Source organism: Thalassobacter sp. HA4-2 (genome assembly GCF_055693705.1).
Genome location: NZ_JBVFUK010000001.1, coordinates 549,467 through 565,241 on the forward strand (window position 1 = coordinate 549,467; position 15,775 = coordinate 565,241).

The following is a 15,775-nucleotide window of genomic DNA, read 5'->3' on the forward strand; positions in this document are numbered from 1 at the left end:
TCGTTGGCACGGGCAAAGTCGCGTATGTCCGATAGAACGGTAATCATCCAGTTGTTCGACATCTTCAAATCCTCACAGCAAGGTTAACGTAAGATTAACACAACCTTAGCGGGAGCGGCTTTTCCGCGAAATTCGCTGTTTTTCCCTCCCCCGAAATAGCGAGGGGCGGTCTTGTAAGTCTTTGCAATCCCTACGCACCACTCAAACGCAAACCGCCCCGGCGGCGTGTGGGCCATCGGGGCGGTCAGAATCGGGGGGCGTACAGGTCGCCGTGCGGGCGGTCAGCCCTTGGGCGCGGCGTCCAACACCTCGTCAAAGGTGCGCATCCCCGTCTTTGACGCTTGCACCAGAACGGACATATTGCCGGGCTTATGCTCGTTGCGCAGCATCTTCATGTGCGCCTCGGGCAGGTCGTCCCAGGGGAACACTTCGGACATGCAGGGGTCGATCCGACGTTCCAGCATCATCTTGTTCGCCGCGCTGGCCTGTTTGAGGTGGGCAAAGTGTGACCCCTGCAGGCGTTTCTGGTGGGACCACATGTGGCGCACGTCAAAGGTGCAGTTGTAGCCAGAGGTGCCCGCACAGATCACCACCATGCCGCCGCGTTTCACCACAAAGGTGGACACGGGGAAGGTCGCCTCGCCCGGGTGTTCGAACACCATATCCACGTTGTTGCCCTTGCCGGTGATGTCCCAGATCGCCTTGCCGAACTTGCGCACCTCGGCGAACCATTCGACGTATTCGTCGGTGCCCACCTCGGGCAGGCGGCCCCAGCATTTGAAATCCTTGCGGTTGATCACGCCCTTGGCGCCCAGATCCATGACAAAGTCGCGCTTGTCCTCGTCCGAGATCACGCCGATGGCATTGGCCCCGGCAGCGTTGATCAGCTGGATCGCAAAGGATCCAAGGCCCCCGGATGCGCCCCAGACCAGTACGTTCTGGCCCGGTTTCAGGTCGTGGGGTTCATGGCCGAACAACATGCGGTAGGCCGTGGCAAGGGTCAGGGTGTAACACGCGGCCTCTTCCCAGGTCAGGTGCTTGGGGCGGGGCATCAACTGTTGGCTTTGCACGCGGGTGAATTGCGCAAAGGATCCGTCTGCGGTCTCGTAGCCCCAGATGCGCTGGGACGGGGACAACATCGGGTCGCCGCCATTGCATTCTTCGTCGTCGCCATCGTCCTGGTTGCAGTGCACCACCACCTCGTCACCCACCTTCCAGCGGGTCACGCGGTCGCCCACGGCCCAGACGATCCCGGCCGCGTCGGATCCGATGATCGCATAGGGCGCCTTGTGCTGGCGGAACACGGACGCGGGCTGTCCAAGGCAGGCCCAGACGCCGTTATAGTTCACGCCTGCCGCCATCACCATGATCAGCACGTCGTGACTGTCCAGCTTGGGGGTGTCTACAACCTCGACCTGCAAGGCCTCGGTCGGGTCGCCGTGGCGTTCCTGGCGCAGAATCCAGCCATACATCTGCTTTGGCACGTGACCCATGGGGGGAATTTCGCCCATCTCGTACAGGTCTTTTACAGGGGCGTCATAGGCCGCGATGTCGGTTTGCGTGTCCAAAGCCATGCTCCGTACTCCTCAAGTTGCCGCAGCGCAGAATCTCAATCTCGCTGCATTGCAACATTGGATAAGAGCCGCTCCGCAATAAAGCAACGTGAAAATGGTCGCAGGCGTAATTTTATTTCAAAAAGATCGCCGACGGTTCCGCAGGCAGCATATTGGCGTAGTACTCCAGCAGGGCGCGCTCTGCCGGGTTCGGGGTCAGGCCCGCGTCGGTTTCGGTCACAATGCGGCGCAGGGTCAGGGTGCGCAGGCCCACCTCGGCGGCGTAATCCATATCGTCGCGGGGGATGTGCACGTGGCAGCCGCGCGCCTGCAGGTCGGCCACGGCGGCCTGGAAGGTGGCGCGCAGGGCATCCCGGGTCAGGGGTCCTTCGGCGTGGCGCAGGGCGGCGGCCATGACCGGGACGGGCAGCACCGGCAGGATGGCGTCGATGCGCTGCATCAACTCTTGCCCCAGTGCGTCCGCCGGGGCCTCGGGGTTCGTGGCCAAGAAATCGCGCAAGGACACCGGCGCGCCAAAGCTGACGGCGGCATAGCCGAAGCGGTGGAAATTGCCCCGCAACCGCAGCCGCAGGTGCAGCCAGAGATAGCGCAGGACCATGGCCGCGCGCAGCTTGAAACGCCCCGGGCCCGCATCCTTGGCGCGGGTCAGCACGCGATCCTCCAGCACCCGGTCGTAGTTCAGACCCACGGGCACGAACACCACATCGCGCGTCGCCGGATCGTGGCCCGCAATGATGTAGGACAGGATGCCCAGCTTGGGCTGGCCCAGTTTGCCGGTCAGGGACAGGCGCCCCTCGGGGAAGACGGCCTGCGTGACCCCCCCGTCGGTGGCCATCTGGACATAGCGTTGCAGCACCCGGCGATAGAGGGGGTTGAGCTGTTTGCGCCGCACGAAAAACCCGCCCATGGCCCGGATCAGGGTCTGCAGGGGCCAGACCCGCGCCCATTCGCCCACCGCATAGGCCAGCGCAGACCGTTCCGCGGCCAGCCACGTGACCAGCACGTAATCCATGTTGGACCGGTGGTTCATCACAAAGACCACCGTGGCCGAGGGGTCGATCTTGGCCAGCGCGTCCTCGTCATAATAGCCCAGCCGCACGCGGTAGAGGGATTTGGAAATCAGCTTGGCCGCCCGGATCGCAAAGCCGAAATAGGCCAGCGCGGAAAAGCCCGGCACGATCTCGCGCGCGTAGCGTTGCGCCTTCTCGAAGGCGACCTGTTCGGGGATGCCCTCGGCCAGGGCATGTTCCTGGATCGCCACCGCCACCTCGGGGTCGTAGGACAGACGCTGGATCGTGTCGTAGCGGCGCGCCAGTTTGAACGGCTGAATCGGGCGCTGCAGCCGGGTGTTCAGCCGCGCGACCGCCCGTTCCAGGCGGCGGCGCAGGAACCAACGCACCGAGGGCAGCAGCACCTTGTCAAGGATCGCCACCACCGCAAACAGTCCGAACAGCACCAGCGCCCAGACAGGTATATCCACCGTTTGAAACATCTGGCGCACCATGGACTGAACGGGGCGCGCGGTAAATGGCGCGCGGTAAATCGGCCCATGCCGCACTGCGGCGATTGACAGTGATATAATCTGTCGCATATGCAGCACATAACGAAACGAAATTGCGCATTGTGAATCGGAGGCCCCCATGACTCAGGCATCGACCCAGCCCACGCAGAAAGATCGCCCCTGGCTTTTCCGCACCTATGCCGGCCACTCGACGGCCACGGCCTCCAACGCGCTGTACCGGGGCAATCTGGCCAAGGGGCAGACGGGCCTGTCCGTGGCCTTCGACCTGCCCACCCAGACAGGCTATGACAGCGACCACATTCTGGCCCGCGGCGAGGTCGGCAAGGTCGGCGTGCCCGTCAGCCACCTGGGCGATATGCGCACCCTGTTCAAGGACATCCCGCTGGATCAGATGAACACCTCCATGACGATCAACGCGACCGCGCCTTGGTTGTTGGCGCTCTATGTCGCCGTGGCCGAGGAACAGGGGGCCGACGCCGCGACCCTGCAAGGCACGGTGCAGAACGATCTGATCAAGGAATACCTGTCGCGCGGCACCTATGTCCTGCCCCCGCAACCCAGCCTGAAAATGATCGCGGATGTGGCCGAATACTGCTACACCAACATCCCGAAATGGAACCCGATGAACGTGTGTTCCTACCACCTGCAAGAGGCGGGTGCGACGCCGGAACAGGAACTGGCCTTTGCCCTGGCCACCGCCACCGCCGTACTGGACGAGTTGCGCCCCCGTGTCCCGGCCGAGGATTTCCCGACGCTGGTGGGCCGGATTTCGTTCTTTGTGAACGCGGGCATCCGCTTTGTGACCGAGATGTGCAAGATGCGCGCCTTCGTGGACCTGTGGGACGAGATCTGCCGGGACCGGTACGGCGTCGAGGATCCCAAGATGCGGCGGTTCCGGTATGGGGTGCAGGTGAACTCCCTTGGGTTGACGGAACAGCAGCCCGAAAACAATGTGTACCGCATCCTGATCGAAATGCTGGCCGTGACCCTGTCGAAAAAGGCCCGGGCGCGGGCGGTGCAGCTGCCCGCGTGGAACGAGGCGCTTGGCCTGCCGCGCCCTTGGGACCAGCAGTGGTCCCTGCGGATGCAGCAGATCTTGGCGCTTGAGACGGACCTGTTGGAATACCCCGACCTGTTTGACGGCAACCCCGCCGTGGATGCCAAGGTCGAAGAGTTGAAGGCGGGCGCGCGCGCGGAACTGGCCAATCTCGATGCCATGGGCGGCGCGGTGGCCAGCATCGAATACATGAAATCCCGCCTTGTGGAATCCAACGCCGACCGCCTGAACGGGATCGAGCGGGGGGATACCACAGTCGTCGGCGTCAACAAGTACGAAAAGGGCGAACCCTCCCCCTTATGGACGAAGATGGCGGCATCATGGTCGTGGACCCGGCCGTGGAACAGGACCAGATCGACCGCCTGAACGACTGGCGCGACGCGCGGGATGCGGACGCGGTGCAAAAGGCCCTGGCTGATCTGCAAGCCGCCGCCCAAAACGGCACCAACGTCATGCCCGCCTCCATCGCGGCGGCCAAGGCCGGTGTCACCACGGGCGAATGGGCGGGCGTCATGCGCAAGGTCCACGGCGAATACCGCGGCCCCACGGGCGTGTCGCAATCGGTGTCCAACAAGACCGAAGGCTTGGACGATCTGCGCGCCGCCGTGGATGCCGTGTCCGACCAATTGGGCCGCCGCCTGAAATTCCTGATGGGCAAGCCCGGTCTGGACGGCCATTCCAACGGTGCCGAACAGATCGCCTTCCGCGCCCGCGATTGCGGCATGGACATCGCATACGAGGGCATCCGCCTGACCCCGGAACAGATCGTGGCCGCCGCCGCCGACGAGGGCGCCCATGTGGTCGGCCTGTCGATCCTGTCGGGCAGCCACATTCCCCTGATCGAGGACGTCATGCACCGCATGCGCGCCGCCGGTCTGGGCGACACGCCGGTCGTTGTCGGCGGGATCATCCCCGACGAAGATGCGGATCGGTTGCGCGCCATGGGTGTGGCCAAGGTCTATACCCCCAAGGATTTCGAGTTGAACCGGATCATGTCCGATATCGTGACACTGGCTACGCCGGAAACCGTCGCGGCCCAGTAGGCTTGCGCGCGCCCGGTTGCCGTGGCACGCGAGGGCATGCGCTACCGCTTGCCATACGCGGCCCCCGGCCAGGTGGTCGGATTGCTGGGCGGGTCCTTTGACCCGGCCCACGCTGGCCACGTGCACATCACACGCGAGGCGATGAAGCGGTTTGGGTTGGATCGTGTGTGGTGGCTGGTCAGTCCCGGGAACCCCCTTAAATTGCATGGCCCCGCGCCCTTGGCCGACCGCATGGAACAGGCGCGCGGGGTGATGCACCACCCCCGCGTCACTGTCACCGATATCGAGGCGCAGATTGGCACCCGGTATACGGCGCAGACCTTAACAAAACTCCAACGCCTGTACCCTCGGGTCCGGTTTGTCTGGATTATGGGGGCCGATAACCTGACGCAGTTTCACCGTTGGGACAATTGGCAGACGATCTTGCGCACTGTGCCGGTGGGTGTCCTGGCGCGCCCCGGCGATCGTATCCCCGCACGCACGTCCCGCGCAGCACAGCTGCTCGCCCCCTACCGCCTGCGCAAGCGCGCAGCTTTTGGTCTGGGGCGTCATACGGCTCCGGCCTGGGCGTTCGTTAACATTCCTTTACGTAATGTATCCTCCAGCGCGATCCGGGCACGCGGAGATTGGGCGCCCTAGGCGACCTGTGCGGGATCATGCACGGGTTTTGGGCGACGCGTGCGCAAACGTGCACGAGTCGTGAGATCGGAGTTAATGGGTCCAGACGGCCCGGCGGTTGGTCGCGAAATTTTCGCCATAGCCACCGGCGCGGACGTTGGGGCGGCGCACCTTGGGCTTTTGCACGACATAGTCGATGCCCTTGGATTTCGCGTAAGACTCGGCCGCTTGCTGAGTGTCAAAACGCAGCTTGACCTGGGTTTGCGTGTCCGACGACGAGGTCCAACCCATCAACGGGTCCACTTCACGCGCAGAGGTTTGCGCGAATTCAAGCACCCAAGCCTTTGTTTTTGCTGTGCCCGATTGCATCGCGGTCTTGGCGGGGCAGTAAATGCGTGCGCGCATGGTGATCTCCGATTGGTCTGTGGGTGTTATATTGATCACTGAACCGTCCCGCGCAAGAGGGCGCGACGTCGCAAATTTAATCATGTCCGGAAGGTAGCGTGCCGTCAGTCGAGCCCGAGGGAGCGAGGGGTGGGTGGGTGTACGGACCCGACTGACAGCATATCTGCTGCTTGCCCTTAGAGCGTATGTGTAAACTGGCAAGGGGTCTAGTCTAATTTACACGTTTAAGGCGAGTTTAGCGCATTTTGTACACTTTTGTTGAATAGGTATAGAAAGAACAACGTGAGATATGCGTCAGTCGTGCGACATTCACGCCGCGCACCCCAGTCTGGAACTGCCAATGGCGCACCCCATCCTATAGGATGCACGAAACATTGGGGGCATGTTCATGCCAGATACAGCGAATCATATGGTCCGGAACAAACTGGAAGGTGGACGCCGGTTCGTCATGCAGACCGACTTTGAACCGGCGGGCGACCAGCCCACCGCCATCAAAGAGCTGTCGGAACAGGTCCTTGCAGGCGAACGCGATCAGGTTCTGCTGGGCGCGACCGGCACGGGCAAGACGTTCACCATGGCCAAAGTCATCGAAGAGACGCAGCGCCCCGCGATCATCTTGGCCCCGAACAAGACCCTCGCGGCGCAATTATACGGCGAATTCAAAGGCTTCTTCCCCGACAACGCCGTCGAATACTTCGTCAGCTACTACGATTACTACCAGCCAGAGGCCTATGTCGCGCGGTCCGACACCTACATCGAAAAAGAAAGTCAGATCAACGAACAGATCGATCGTATGCGCCACTCGGCCACGCGGGCCTTGTTGGAACGGGACGATGTGATCATCGTGGCGTCGGTGTCGTGCATCTATGGCATCGGGTCCGTGGAAACCTACGGGGCGATGACCCAGGACCTGATCGCGGGTGAGGAGTATGACCAGCGCAAGGTGATCGCGGATCTGATCGCCCAGCAGTACAAACGCAACGATGCCGCCTTTGGGCGGGGCACGTTCCGGGTGCGCGGGGACAGTCTGGAAATCTGGCCCGCCCACCTTGAGGACCGGGCATGGAAGCTGTCGTTCTTTGGCGAAGAGTTGGAGGGAATCACCGAGTTTGATCCCCTGACCGGGGCCAAATCCGCCAGCATGGAAAAGGTCCGGATCTATGCGAACTCTCACTACGTGACGCCGCGCCCGACGATGCAGCAGGCGATCAAGGGCATCAAGGCAGAGCTGAAGCTGCGGTTGGATCAACTGGTTGGCGAGGGCAAGTTGCTGGAGGCGCAGCGCTTGGAACAGCGCACAAATTTTGACCTGGAAATGCTGGAGGCCACGGGGGTTTGCAACGGCATCGAAAACTATTCCCGCTATCTGACGGGGCGCGCCCCCGGTGAACCACCCCCGACATTGTTCGAATATATCCCCGACAATGCCATTGTTTTTGCTGATGAATCCCACGTTTCGGTCCCGCAGATCGGGGGCATGTACAAGGGTGACTTCAGGCGCAAGATGACGCTGGCCGAACACGGGTTCCGCCTGCCGTCCTGCATGGACAATCGCCCCCTGAAGTTCGAAGAATGGGACGCCATGCGCCCGCAGTCCGTCTTTGTGTCTGCCACCCCCGCCGCGTGGGAGATCGAGCAATCGGGCGGTGTGTTCGTGGAACAGGTGATCCGGCCCACGGGTCTGATTGACCCCGAGATCGAGATCCGGCCGGTCGAGACGCAAGTTGACGATCTGCTGGACGAGGTGCACCGCGTCACCGCCGCCGGATACCGGACCCTGTGCACGACCCTGACCAAACGCATGGCCGAGGATTTGACCGAGTACATGCACGAACAGGGGATCAAGGTCCGCTACATGCACTCTGACATCGACACGATCGAGCGGATCGAAATCCTGCGGGACCTGCGGTTGGGCGCCTTTGATGTGCTGATCGGGATCAACCTGCTGCGCGAGGGTTTGGATATCCCCGAATGCGGCTTGGTCGCTATCTTAGATGCTGACAAAGAGGGGTTCTTGCGGTCCGAGACCTCGCTGGTGCAGACCATTGGCCGGGCCGCGCGGAACTCCGAAGGGCGCGTGATCATGTACGCCGACCGCGTTACCGGGTCCATGGAGCGCGCCATGCGCGAAACCGAACGCCGCCGTGCCAAGCAGTTGGCTTACAACGAGGAACACGGGATCACGCCCGCGACGGTCAAGAAGAACGTCGAGGATATCCTTGCCGGGCTTTACAAGGGCGACGTGGATATGAACCGGGTCACGGCCAAGGTGGACAAGCCATTGGTGGGCGCAAACCTGCAAGCTCACCTTGATGGCCTGCGGATCGAGATGCGCAAAGCGGCCGAGAACCTCGAATTCGAAGAAGCTGCACGTCTGCGCGACGAGGTCAAACGCCTGGAGGCGGTGGAGCTTGCGGTGGCAGACGACCCGCTGGCACGGCAATCAGCGGTGGAACAGGCCGTGGATGACGCGCGCAAGGCAGAGGGTCGGTCTACGGCAGGTCGCCCCGGTCAGCGCGGCGGGGTGAAGCGTCGCAAACGGTAGGCTGTGGCAAATCAAACTGAGTCAGCGCCTCGGCGGTGGCGGGCGGGTGATCGGGTCTGCGAGGCGTCGCCTCTGCCTGACGGATCAGGCGCGCAGTGACTTGGTGCAAGGTTTGGAAGGCAATTTGTGGTGACATGGGTTTCTCCCTTCTATCACCACTCTTGCCGTAAATCCTTAAAGCGCGCCTAACGGCGCAGCAAAAACGTCGCCAAACCGGATGCAATGAGAAGTCCAAGGCCTGCAAAGGCCAGCGTGTCGGGCAGCGTGCCGAACACCGCCGCTCCCAACACCGTGGCCGCGACCAGTTGCGTATAGACCAGCGGGGCCAGAACCGTGGCGTTCGCGCGGCTGTAGGCGACGATCAACAGAAGGTTGCCAAGCCCCGAACATGCCGCCGACGCCAGCGTTAATCCCGCAACCTGCGCTGTCATCAGTGGGATCGCGGGTATGCCCAGGGGGGCCAGCAAAATCGTGCCCACGATCAGTTGGCTTAGCAACAATTGCCGTGGTGTTCCGACCCCCGAAAGCCAGCGCGATGCGGTCAGAAACGCCCCATAAAACACCCCGGCCAGCACCGCAAACAAAAGACCCGGTGACATGTTCCAGCCCGGTTGCACGACCAGCAGGACGCCTACGAACCCCAAGCCCACAAGGGCCGCGCGCGCCCAATCGAAACGCTCCCCCAACAGCCAGACCGCCAGGATATAGCTGATGACAGGGCCTACAAAAAACGCGCCGAACACGTTTGCAATCGGCTCTGTGCGCAGGGCGGTCAGAATGCATAAGATGCCTGCGGTGATCAAACTGCCGCGCAGCCAGATGCGCCAATCTCGGTAGATCGCCAAACGCGGGGCCGTGCGCAGCAGCGCCATCACCAGAACCGCGCCCAAGGCAAACCGTGACCAAGCCACGTAGACCGGCGCCGCGCCGTAGGACCCAGTCAACAGTTTTCCCGCCGTGTCCCCTGCGGGGATCAGGCTCATGGCCAGCATCATCAGCAAGACCGAGGAAAGGGGAAGGCGTTCCATGGTCCGCGCCTAGCACCTTTGTCGCGCAGAGCGAAGGGCGCTTGTATGCCCTTGGCCGGTCTGGTTTCATTGATTCCACGGATGGAGGGTTTGATGGATCGGCGTGTGTTTTTGCAATTGGGCTTGGCAAGCTTGGCGGCCCCGGCGGTTGCGGGTGCGCCGCTGTCCTCGGACCGACCGGTTTTGCGCCCGGCCCAAGTGGCACGGCAGTCGGCACCGGGGGCCGAGGGTCTGATCGCGCAGGCGCGTTTGGGCGGGAAAACCAGCTATGTGGTGGCCGATGCAAGCACTGGTCGGGTGCTGGAATCCCTATCCCCTTTGGTCAAGTTGCCGCCTGCGAGTGTGGCCAAGGCTGCGACGGCGCTTTACGCATTGGAAACCTTGGGCGGGGATCGTCGGTTTGCGACCCGTTTGATGGCGACCGCACCCTTGCAGGGCGGGCGATTGAACGGCGATCTCGTGCTTGTGGGCGGCGGCGACCCAACGTTCGATACAAACGCCGCGCTGGCCTTGGCGGCGGCGGCCAAAAATGCGGGCCTGCGCGAGGTTACGGGCCGTTTTCTGGTTTGGGATCGCGCCCTGCCTGCTTTGCGTCAGATCGACAGCGATCAGCCGGAGCATGTGGGGTACAACCCAGCCGTCTCGGGCATGAACTTGAATTTCAACCGCGTGCATTTTGAATGGAAGCGAGCCGGTGGGGGTTATGCCGTGACGATGGACGCGCGTTCTGACCGGGTCCGACCCGAGGTGTCTATGGCACGCATGAAGATTTCTGGGCGCGATGTGCCGGTCTATACATATCGCGCGCGGGGGGATGTGGATGAATGGACCGTCGCGCGGTCCGCTCTCGGCAATAGCGGCAGCCGATGGTTGCCCGTGCGCCAGCCTGGTTTGTACGCCGGCGATGTGATGCGGACCCTTCTGCGCAGTCATGGCATCCTTGTGCCTGCAGCGAAACTCGTTGGCCGTGCGCCCGCCGGGCAGGTGTTGGCCCAAGTGAACAGTGCGCCTTTGACGCAAATCACACGTGATATGTTGCGGTTTTCGACGAACCTGACGGCGGAATGCTTGGGGCTGACGGCAAGCCTTACCCGTGGCAGCCGGGGTGGCAGTTTGCGCGGCAGTGGCGGCGCGATGGCAGATTGGTTGGCCCGCCGGTGCAATGCGCGCGGGCTGGTGTTTCACGATCATTCGGGCCTGAATGATGAAAGTCGTGTTTCTGCACGCACGTTCATAGACATTTTGACGGCCAATGGAGTGAAACGACAGTTGGATCCTGTTCTAAAAGACATTCCGATGCGCGATGTGGACGGTAGGAAACTTGCACGGCCCAGCTTGGATATTGTGGCGAAGACCGGCACTTTGAATTTTGTGAGCGGCCTTGCAGGATACGCGCGCAGTACGACTGGGCAAGAACTGGCCTTCGCAATCTTCTCGGGTGACATGAACATGCGCGGTCGGCTTGCGAAATCCGAACGGGAGCGGCCCTCTGGCGGGCGGGCATGGACGCGCCGGGCCCGTGGATTGCAAAATGATTTGCTGCGTCGCTGGGGCGCCGTTCATGGTTGATAAAACGGCCAAGGTTGTCTTGGTCGCGCCGGAGATACCGGGCAACACGGGATCCATCGGGCGTACGTGTGTTGCATTGGACATGGAGCTGATTCTGATCCGTCCCTACGGCTTTGAGTTGACGGACAAAACGGTGCGGCGGGCGGGGCTGGACTACTGGCAACACGTTAAGCTGAGCGAGTTTGACAGCTGGGCCGATTTTGTTGAGCGCCGCGCCCCGTGCCCCTCCGATATGTTCTTTTTGGAGGATTTCGGCGCACGCAGCTTTTATGAACCGACGTATCCCGCCGCGCCTTGGCTTGTTTTTGGCCAAGAAACCAAAGGCTTGCCGAACGATGTCATTGCATGGGCGGGGGATCGGATCTTTCATATGCCCATGACCTCGCCACATATTCGCTCCCTCAATCTGTCGAACGCGGTCACGGCGGTCGCGTATCAGGCTTTGCGCGGAAAACTTACCGCCGGATAGACTGCAAAAGCGTAAGTGCGGTCGCGGCGGGTGAGAACGCCTGAAGTCCCGCCTGCACGGATTGATTCAGCATGAACCGCTGGATCAAGGACTCGACCTTATCGGGATCTTGAAACTGGGCAATCTCGGAACTGCCAAAGAACCGCTCTGACCTCTCTTGGAACTCTGTCAATTGTGTATCGATGGGCAATGTTGCGAAGGTGTCAGGTAGGTTCAGGGCAGCCTCAAAAACCGTACGCAGGGGCGGGTTGCCCATGATCGTAAACCACTTGGTGGCATCGGAGCTTGTCTGCCCTGCGATATCAACCAGTTCTCTTTGTGTATTCAAGGCCAGCCGCATGTCTTCGTTCACATTGCCCACAGCCGTTTCAAAACTGCGTTCCTTGAATTTGGCAGCGATATCCGCCGCAAACGTAGGCAATTGCGTGTTTGGCGTTTCAAAGTCGCCAAAACCAAAGGCCTTCGCCATAGAGCGATACCGTGTATCGGTCAGTCGGTTGGCAAGAGCCTCGTCGTTTGATGTGCCTTCCTCCAGCACTTTGCGAATGAAGAACTTGCTGCCAATGTCTTCTTCTAGGCCGAACGCCGCGAGGGACACCCGCAAAAGCCTGAAGTCGTTGACCAATTGTTCCGGCGTTTCAATCTTGCCGATATTGTCTTTGAAATAGTCTAGATCGCGTTTGATTTGAGCGCTGTTGTCGAAGGCCGCGCGTTGCGTGGCCTCCGTTCTTTGCAGGAACTTCCAACCGGTATAGCCACCAATCGGCAGCACGGGCTGATAAGTCATTTCGCTGCAACAGCCATCAGACGTTCCTCACGTGGCAGCAGCAGTCGTAAAGCTTTGAGTGCGCCATAGTAATTGTCGTCAACAACGTTGTGGGTTGCCGATGCAAGGCAGGCCCGGCTGTCATCGTCGCGGAATACTTGGCTGAGTTGTTCAATCCCAGAAATCAGTTGCTGTTTTGCGGTCGCGGCCTCTGCGTCGCCGGACAGCACCATTTGTGCGATGTAGCAGACCCGGCGGACAGGTGTTTTGACTTCATCCGGGTGAATGGCATCGCGAAGGCGCAAGATATTGGCGTTTGGCGTGACGATGTTCATGCGTGACCTGCGATCACCGTTTTCAATGACCGCGCCATTGATCAACACGCGCTCTCTGGGCGCAAGTTTAAGGACGAGACCCCCCATTATGCTGCCTCCCGGTTGTTGAGGCCCATCATGATTGCTTTGTTGATATCAATCAGGGGCCGCATGTCAGCGCGCTTTTCCAAGACTTCGCGGGTGTGATGGGTGGTGAATTCCGACAGGTAGAAAAGCCGCGCGCGCAGATCCGGCGGCAGTTGGTTGTCGTCGTCTGCGACCAGAACGGCCAATTCAATCCATAGGCGGCGATTGTCGTGCAAGGCCTGCGCACGATAGACAAATGAGGTGTTCCTACCGTTCTCGACCTCAATCATCATTTTGGTTACGCGGGCGAGGGCCGCATACTCGATTCGCCGGGGATCGTTGGTTGTCGGGTTTGTCTTGGCATAAGCTGCTTTGGCTAAAGTGTGCACAGTCACTAGAACGCTCCAGAAAGTAAGGACAAAAGAAGTGCCAGCCCGCGTTTTACGGGCTGACCAAGCGTCTAGCGCCTTAGCGGAACAGGGACAGGATTGACTGTGGCGCCTGATTGGCGATCGACAGCGACTGTGTTGCAAGCTGCTGCTGGACTTGCAGGGCCTGTAGGCGTGCTGATGTTTCCTCCATATCAGCATCCACCATTGCACCAATGCCGGAGCGCAAATTGTCCGTCAGTTTGCTTACAAAGTCCATTTGTGTTTCGATACGGCCTTGATCAGAACCGAAAGAAGCAGCCGCGTCGATAGATGTCTGGATCATACCTTCGATATCGCGCAAGGCATCGTCAGCCCCTTGATCTGTCGAGACATTAATGTTCTTCAGACCGGCCAGGCCACCTGCGACTTCGCCCCCTTCGCGCGCCTCAATGGTGAACGCGACCGAAGCACCGGTGTTGTTCATAACGGCCAAGGTGGGATCGGTTTCAGTCCCGGAAAGTTGTACTGAGAAATCGCCATCAAGCGCTTCGATTTGCGATTGCAAGTTGGTTGCTACGTCCTGGAAGGTATCGTTCGCGCGGGCCGTATACGTCAACTCGTTGTCACCAAGTGTCAGTTGAAAGCTGTCTCCGGCAGCCAATTCTCGTGTGTCATTGGTTAGGTCAACCGTTTCTGCCTTGGTTGCGATCGTAGCGGCGCTGGCAGTTACGCTTGCACCGGTATCGCCCAATGCTACGTCCTCAAAACCGGTTGCGTTCGTAACAGTGATGGCATCCGATCCACTGGCTGCAAATGTAACATCGGTCGAGATATCACCATTTGCTTGTGCATCGGTGAGGGCAGTCAGGAACTTGTCACGTGTTTGTTCAGCCGTGTCGGCGGCCAAAACCGCAACCGTCATTGTGAAACCGCCGACCGAAAATTCCTCGTTACCGTTCGTCGATGGGGAGACGAGGGTGAATGTGGCGCTGTTGGCTGTGCCGACGTTTGTACCACCACCGCTGATGGACGTCAGATCCGCAGTTACATCATCGCCTGTTCCCAGTTGATCGTCGGTTTGTGTCAGGTCTTGGCGCGCCACGGAGATCTCGCGCGCTACGACTGAGCCGTTTTCTTGACGGTCGAGCGAAGCGAGGATCTTCATATCGTCGCTGCCGTCCACAAGATTCAACCCGTTGAACTGTGCGGCGTTCGTGATAGAGCCCACTTGATCGACAAGCTCGGCGATATCCGTCTGAATTTTTGCGCGATCAACGTTTTCTTCCTGAGCGGCAACGATCTTGCCTTTGATATCGGTCAGCAGGTCGGTGATCGATTCTGCCGCATTGCGCGCAACAGAAATTGTCGACGATCCCAGCGACAAGCTTTCTGAAATACCTTTAAACCCTTTCACGTCGGACTCCATCACCTTGGAGATAGACCAGATCGCAGCGTTGTCCTTTGCCGAAGACACAGATTTACCGGTAGAGATTTCGTTTTGTGTCGACGCCAAGTTGGAGTTCACGGATTTCAAAGTTTGCAGAGCGACCATCGCGCTGTTGTTAGTCAGAATACTGGACATCTCGTTTCCTTATGCCAAAGCAAAACGGTTTTCCGTCATGCGTTACAAATGCACCGTTATTGATGCGCTAAGCGTCTTTCTGACGGCATTGCCCGGAAGATCGGGCACACATTTCGTGTGAAGGCTTTCTGCCACCTAAATCCTAACTTGGACCTAAGGCTCTGACAGCATTTTCAGGAAAACATGTACAGTTTAAGGCAACTAAAGGGCTAAACTTGGCGCTTTTCGCCTGTTGCAGTGTATGTATTGAATCCCTTGGGATGTTTCGACCGTGTCTTAAGACGGATCACGGCCTCGACACCTTGCCGCGCGGACAAAAGCAACTGTGCGTTTTGTCGGGCGGTGTTCTGCAAGGCTTGCAACTGGCTGTTCGACAGGGGGACCGTGTTGGCCTGGGACATTAACGCGGCATAGGCCTTTGATTTACGGTCCGAGATCTGGGTCAGCGCCCCTAAGTCGCCTGACCTGAGCGCTTGTGCTTCGGCCTGCAGAGCGTGTCTTAGATCGGCAACGCAAGGATGATCATGCATTTTCAACCCTTTCCTTCAAAGATTGAAACAGATTTTCGGCCAAACCGATCCCACCGGCCGCTACAATGGTGCGGGCCTGTTCTTTGACCAAAAAGGACGAAAATTGATCCTCTCCGGCACCACCGCCAAACATGTCGCGGCTTTGCCCCAATCCTGCGTGTTTCAGCATCTCAGCAAGGAAAGTTGCCTCCAGATCCTCGGCGACTTGCCTGAGGCGGCTTTCGTTTGATGCAACGGGTGTGACGCGGTGCGCGGCTCCAACTGTCTCCATGTCATCCTCCATTTGAACGAATTG

Annotated in this window: 14 protein-coding genes and 1 pseudogene; 5 read left to right on the forward strand and 10 right to left on the reverse strand. The window is 60.0% G+C overall.

The features are described from left to right. Window positions 1-281: 281 nt before the first annotated feature. Both ccrA and ACZ1G0_RS02750 read right to left on the reverse strand, forming a co-directional pair. Complete coding sequence (gene ccrA, locus ACZ1G0_RS02745) at window positions 282-1,574, reverse strand: crotonyl-CoA carboxylase/reductase (protein ID WP_472735537.1); 1,293 nt, start codon at window positions 1,572-1,574, stop codon at window positions 282-284. Between the two features lie 112 nt (window positions 1,575-1,686). Continuing rightward, window positions 1,687-3,066 (reverse strand): 1-acyl-sn-glycerol-3-phosphate acyltransferase, encoded by a 1,380-nt coding sequence (locus ACZ1G0_RS02750; protein ID WP_472735538.1) that lies wholly within the window; start codon window positions 3,064-3,066, stop codon window positions 1,687-1,689. Between the two features lie 148 nt (window positions 3,067-3,214). Between ACZ1G0_RS02750 and ACZ1G0_RS02755 the strand changes: the two are divergent. Together ACZ1G0_RS02755 and ACZ1G0_RS02760 are read left to right on the forward strand one after the other, a co-directional pair. After that, window positions 3,215-5,196 (forward strand): annotated as a pseudogene (locus ACZ1G0_RS02755) (methylmalonyl-CoA mutase family protein). 36 nt (window positions 5,197-5,232) lie between these two features. Further along, a complete protein-coding gene (locus tag ACZ1G0_RS02760; protein WP_472735539.1) occupies window positions 5,233-5,835 on the forward strand; it encodes a nicotinate-nucleotide adenylyltransferase in 603 nt (200 codons plus the stop codon). Between the two features lie 72 nt (window positions 5,836-5,907). On the opposite strand, the gene ACZ1G0_RS02765 is transcribed toward ACZ1G0_RS02760, so the two are convergent. Continuing rightward, entirely contained in the window at window positions 5,908-6,219 is a 312-nt protein-coding gene (locus ACZ1G0_RS02765; protein ID WP_472735540.1) for an ETC complex I subunit, read from the reverse strand. A gap of 388 nt (window positions 6,220-6,607) precedes the next feature. Between ACZ1G0_RS02765 and uvrB the strand changes: the two genes are divergently transcribed. Beyond that, complete coding sequence (uvrB, locus tag ACZ1G0_RS02770; RefSeq protein WP_472735541.1) at window positions 6,608-8,764, forward strand: excinuclease ABC subunit UvrB; 2,157 nt, start codon at window positions 6,608-6,610, stop codon at window positions 8,762-8,764. 185 nt (window positions 8,765-8,949) lie between these two features. On the opposite strand, the gene ACZ1G0_RS02775 is transcribed toward uvrB, so the two are convergent. Then, complete coding sequence (locus ACZ1G0_RS02775; protein ID WP_472735542.1) at window positions 8,950-9,792, reverse strand: DMT family transporter; 843 nt, start codon at window positions 9,790-9,792, stop codon at window positions 8,950-8,952. Window positions 9,793-9,885: 93 nt separating this feature from the next. Here ACZ1G0_RS02775 and dacB point away from each other — a divergent pair, with 93 nt between their 5' ends. After that, window positions 9,886-11,361 (forward strand): D-alanyl-D-alanine carboxypeptidase/D-alanyl-D-alanine endopeptidase, encoded by a 1,476-nt coding sequence (dacB, locus tag ACZ1G0_RS02780; RefSeq protein ID WP_472735543.1) that lies wholly within the window; start codon window positions 9,886-9,888, stop codon window positions 11,359-11,361. Continuing rightward, a complete protein-coding gene (locus tag ACZ1G0_RS02785) occupies window positions 11,354-11,830 on the forward strand; it encodes a tRNA (cytidine(34)-2'-O)-methyltransferase (protein WP_472735545.1) in 477 nt (158 codons plus the stop codon). The genes dacB and ACZ1G0_RS02785 overlap by 8 nt, the downstream gene beginning before the upstream one ends. Here the strand turns inward: ACZ1G0_RS02785 and ACZ1G0_RS02790 are convergent. The 6 genes from ACZ1G0_RS02790 to ACZ1G0_RS02815 form a co-directional block, all read right to left on the reverse strand. Further along, window positions 11,817-12,617, reverse strand: coding sequence for a DUF1217 domain-containing protein (locus ACZ1G0_RS02790; RefSeq protein WP_472735546.1), 801 nt, complete (start codon window positions 12,615-12,617; stop codon window positions 11,817-11,819). The two genes, ACZ1G0_RS02785 and ACZ1G0_RS02790, sit on opposite strands and share 14 nt — an antisense overlap. Next, on the reverse strand, window positions 12,614-13,018 hold the full coding sequence (gene flbT, locus ACZ1G0_RS02795) for a flagellar biosynthesis repressor FlbT (RefSeq protein ID WP_472735547.1): 405 nt from the start codon (window positions 13,016-13,018) through the stop codon (window positions 12,614-12,616). The genes ACZ1G0_RS02790 and flbT overlap by 4 nt, the downstream gene beginning before the upstream one ends. Continuing rightward, window positions 13,018-13,392, reverse strand: a complete 375-nt coding sequence (flaF, locus tag ACZ1G0_RS02800) for a flagellar biosynthesis regulator FlaF (protein ID WP_472735548.1) — start codon at window positions 13,390-13,392, stop codon at window positions 13,018-13,020. Before flaF ends, flbT begins: the two co-directional genes overlap by 1 nt. Window positions 13,393-13,465: 73 nt before the next feature. Beyond that, complete coding sequence (locus tag ACZ1G0_RS02805; RefSeq protein WP_472735549.1) at window positions 13,466-14,950, reverse strand: flagellin N-terminal helical domain-containing protein; 1,485 nt, start codon at window positions 14,948-14,950, stop codon at window positions 13,466-13,468. A 209-nt stretch (window positions 14,951-15,159) separates the two neighbouring features. Further along, window positions 15,160-15,480 (reverse strand): hypothetical protein, encoded by a 321-nt coding sequence (locus tag ACZ1G0_RS02810; protein ID WP_472735550.1) that lies wholly within the window; start codon window positions 15,478-15,480, stop codon window positions 15,160-15,162. Next, window positions 15,473-15,763 carry a rod-binding protein gene (locus ACZ1G0_RS02815; protein ID WP_472735551.1) on the reverse strand — a complete coding sequence of 97 codons (291 nt, stop codon included), beginning with the start codon at window positions 15,761-15,763 and terminating at the stop codon, window positions 15,473-15,475. Before ACZ1G0_RS02815 ends, ACZ1G0_RS02810 begins: the two co-directional genes overlap by 8 nt. Window positions 15,764-15,775: the final 12 nt, after the last annotated feature.